Source organism: Streptosporangium sp. NPDC003464 (genome assembly GCF_053588315.1).
Map to the genome: position 1 here is coordinate 1 of NZ_JBSFPS010000492.1, position 2,891 is coordinate 2,891.

Below are 2,891 nucleotides of genomic sequence, written 5' to 3' on the forward strand. Positions count from 1 at the left end.
AGCAGGCCGACGCCGCCGAGCAGGCGGGCCGTGCCGTCGGAGGAGTCCGCGCTCCCGGCGGCCGCGGCCGGCGCCACCGACGGCGCGGCGCCGGTGGCCGAGGCGGCCGCCGACGGGCTCGCGGAGACCGCGCCGTGGCCGTCGCCCTCGGCGGAGGCGGGCGTGAGCTTCAGCACCGGGGCCGGGCGCTCGGGCTCGGAGCCGTCGGCCTTGGGCTCGTCGGCCCACTTCACGACCTCGCCGCCGGTGTAGGTCTGGGTCGCGGGGAAGACGAGGTGGTCGGTGTCCTTGGGCAGCGCGCCCATGGACACCTCGAACTCCTGGAACTGGCCGGGCTCGATCTTCCCGCCCGACCAGGTGACCTTCGTGACGGCCTCGGTGATCTCGCCGTACTCGGTGGTGACCGGCTTGGGCAGCTTGCCCTCGGTCACCTTGACCTCCCAGCCGGGCAGCGGCTTGACCGAGACGAACGCCAGCGGGTGGTCGGTGGGGAAGGCGACCTCGACCTTGCTGGTCGAGGCGTCGTCACGCTCGTTCGGGACCCTGAAGGCGACCTTGGTGAAGCCGCCCTGTACGGCGCTACCGGGATTGACGGTCACGTGGGCGAGGGCGGGAAGGGCCAGGCCGAGGGTGAGGGCGGTGACGCCGGCAGCGACGGCCACGGTGCGGCGGCAGGCAGAGGAAAGCGACATGGGGGTTCTCCACTTCGAATTTCGATTCCGGGATCTTCCGGACACGCCGGACGTGCGGGGACTCCGACCGGCCAGGACGTGCGGTGAGCGCCGCGCGTGAGGACGTGCCGTGAGGACACGCGGTGGGCGCCGCGCGTGTCAGGGCGTGTGGTGGATCCCGGGCACGCCGGGACGTGCGGGGAACCTCCCCGCGTCAGGACGCGCGGGAAGGGCGGGCGGGAAGGTCAGACGGCGGGCAGTGGAGGGCCGCGCCGGCTGACGGTGTGACGGAGGGGGCTCCGCGCGGGGGCGGGCACGTCGGCGGCCCCGGCCGCGCGGGCGGGCGGGGCGGGCGCCGTGGGGGAGGGCAGCAGCAGGAGCAGCGCGCCCAGGCGCCGTCCGGCCGCGCGCAGCAGCGCCCACAGGGCGGCCTCGCCGCGCGCCAGCCACCAGCCGGTGACCAGCGTGGCGGTGAGGTGCGCGATCAGCATGCCCAGGCCCTCGCCCAGCCCCTGACCGTGCGGGTGCGCGGTCAGGGCGATCCCCGAGGGGTCGCCGTAGGCGAACAGCTCGTGCAGGAACAGCTGCATGGCCGACAGCCCCACGCTGATCGTCGTGGTGGAGCGTTCGCGCCCGGCGAGCAGCACGGCCAGGGCCGTGACCGCCGAGGTCCCGGTGACCATCGCCCACGGGGCGGGTCCCGAACCGCCGGCGGCCAGGTGGCCGAGGGCGGCGAGCATCACGCAGACGGCCGAGAAGGCGGCCGCGCGCATGACGCGTAACGGGAGTCGGGCACGCATGATGCCCCACATGTTATAGATTCCCACGCCTCCGCAACGCCTGCCGTTTCAAGTTGTTTGTCGCTAAGGTTGCCGCGATCGTGACAAGTGCTCCGAGCCGAGGTGGTGGTGATGCGGCACTTCTCCGGGCTGCTGATCGGGTTGATCATGACGGCCGCCCTGCTGCCCGGCGGGGGCTGGGCGGTGCAGGAGGCCGGGGCGAACGTGATCGCGCTCTCCGGCGAGAGCGGTCCGGCGACCTGGGTGGCGCTCGGCGCCATGGCCGCGGTCGGCCTGCTGTTCGGCCTGGTGGTCGCCGGCCGGGTCTCCCCGCTGGCGGCCTTCGTCCCGTCGATGGTCCTGCTGTCCTGGAACGTGGTCTACGCCCTCGACGCCAGACGTGCCGCCGGCCTGCTGTCCGATGTCGTCTCCCTCCACGAGGCCCTCGCCCCGGCCGGCCGGGGCATGGGACTGCTGCTCGCCAACGGCGTCTACGCCCTCCTCGGCGTCGCGCTGTTCGTCCCCGTCCTGATGCCCTCGCGCTGGTCCGGCCGGGCCCACGACGACGATGACGACTACGAGCGCTCCGAGGAGCAGAGCTACTACTAGCGGTGCCGCCAAACCCGTGAATGATCCTGATGCGGTGTCGAATGAGCATGAAGAGAGCATCTAGGGTCTTGTGAGGAGTTAAGCCGGTTTTCGGGAGGGAAGCCCGATGTTGAATGACATGATCGCCTTTGCGGTCGCTTCCCTGCTGGTGTCCATGATTCCCGGGCCCACCACCGTGGTGATCCTGCGGCAGTCCATCCGCGCGGGCCGGTCGGCGGGGGGGGTGACCGTGCTGGGCAACGAGACCGGCTGGCTGGTGTGGTGCCTGACGGCCGCCTTCGGCCTGTCCGCGCTGCTGCTCGTCTCCGAGCTCGCCTTCGACATCATGCGGATCGTCGGCGCGATCGTGCTGGTCTGGTTCGGCGTGAGGATGCTGTGGCAGGCGCGGGGCGGCCCGGTCGAAGACCTGGCCGCGTCATCGGCCGTCGGGCCCTCGCTGTGGAGCTGCTACCGGTCCGGGCTGTTGACCAACCTGGCCAATCCGAAAGCCGGCGTGTTCGCGCTGTCCTTCCTGCCGCAGTTCGTGCCCGAAGGGGCGCCGGCGCTGCCGATGCTGCTGCTCCTGGCGGTGGCCTCGGCCCTCATCGACCTGGCCTGGTATCTGGGGATCGTCCGGCTGGTCGGTGCAGCCGAGCGATTCTTCAGGCGGCCCGCCGTACGCCGTTACCTGGAGTACGTGTCAGGAACCCTGCTGATCGGTCTGGCCGTCCGCCTCGCTCTGACGGCCAAGCCCTAGCTGTATTGACCTGAGAGGTTAGGAACGCGGCTGGCTGGTGGGTGACCGCCGAGTGCGGTGTGTGCTCGGTGGTGATTGTAGGCGTGGAGCCAGGGC

At 71.7% G+C, this 2,891-nt stretch carries 4 protein-coding genes; 2 read left to right on the forward strand and 2 right to left on the reverse strand.

Annotated elements, in window-relative coordinates; all coding sequences use genetic code 11:
• Both ACWDS7_RS47685 and ACWDS7_RS47690 read right to left on the reverse strand, forming a co-directional pair.
• Window positions 1-692 (reverse strand): YcnI family copper-binding membrane protein (locus tag ACWDS7_RS47685; protein ID WP_451934702.1); only part of this gene is annotated, 692 nt, incomplete at its 3' end.
• Window positions 693-916: 224 nt separating this feature from the next.
• Window positions 917-1,471: an MFS transporter gene (locus ACWDS7_RS47690; RefSeq protein ID WP_451934703.1), complete on the reverse strand. Its 555-nt coding sequence runs from the start codon at window positions 1,469-1,471 to the stop codon at window positions 917-919.
• Window positions 1,472-1,558: 87 nt separating this feature from the next.
• Between ACWDS7_RS47690 and ACWDS7_RS47695 the strand changes: the two genes are divergently transcribed.
• Together ACWDS7_RS47695 and ACWDS7_RS47700 are read left to right on the forward strand one after the other, a co-directional pair.
• Window positions 1,559-2,059 carry a hypothetical protein gene (locus ACWDS7_RS47695; protein WP_451934704.1) on the forward strand — a complete coding sequence of 167 codons (501 nt, stop codon included), beginning with the start codon at window positions 1,559-1,561 and terminating at the stop codon, window positions 2,057-2,059.
• A 106-nt stretch (window positions 2,060-2,165) separates the two neighbouring features.
• Window positions 2,166-2,795 (forward strand): LysE family translocator, encoded by a 630-nt coding sequence (locus ACWDS7_RS47700; RefSeq protein WP_451934705.1) that lies wholly within the window; start codon window positions 2,166-2,168, stop codon window positions 2,793-2,795.
• Window positions 2,796-2,891 lie beyond the last annotated feature (96 nt).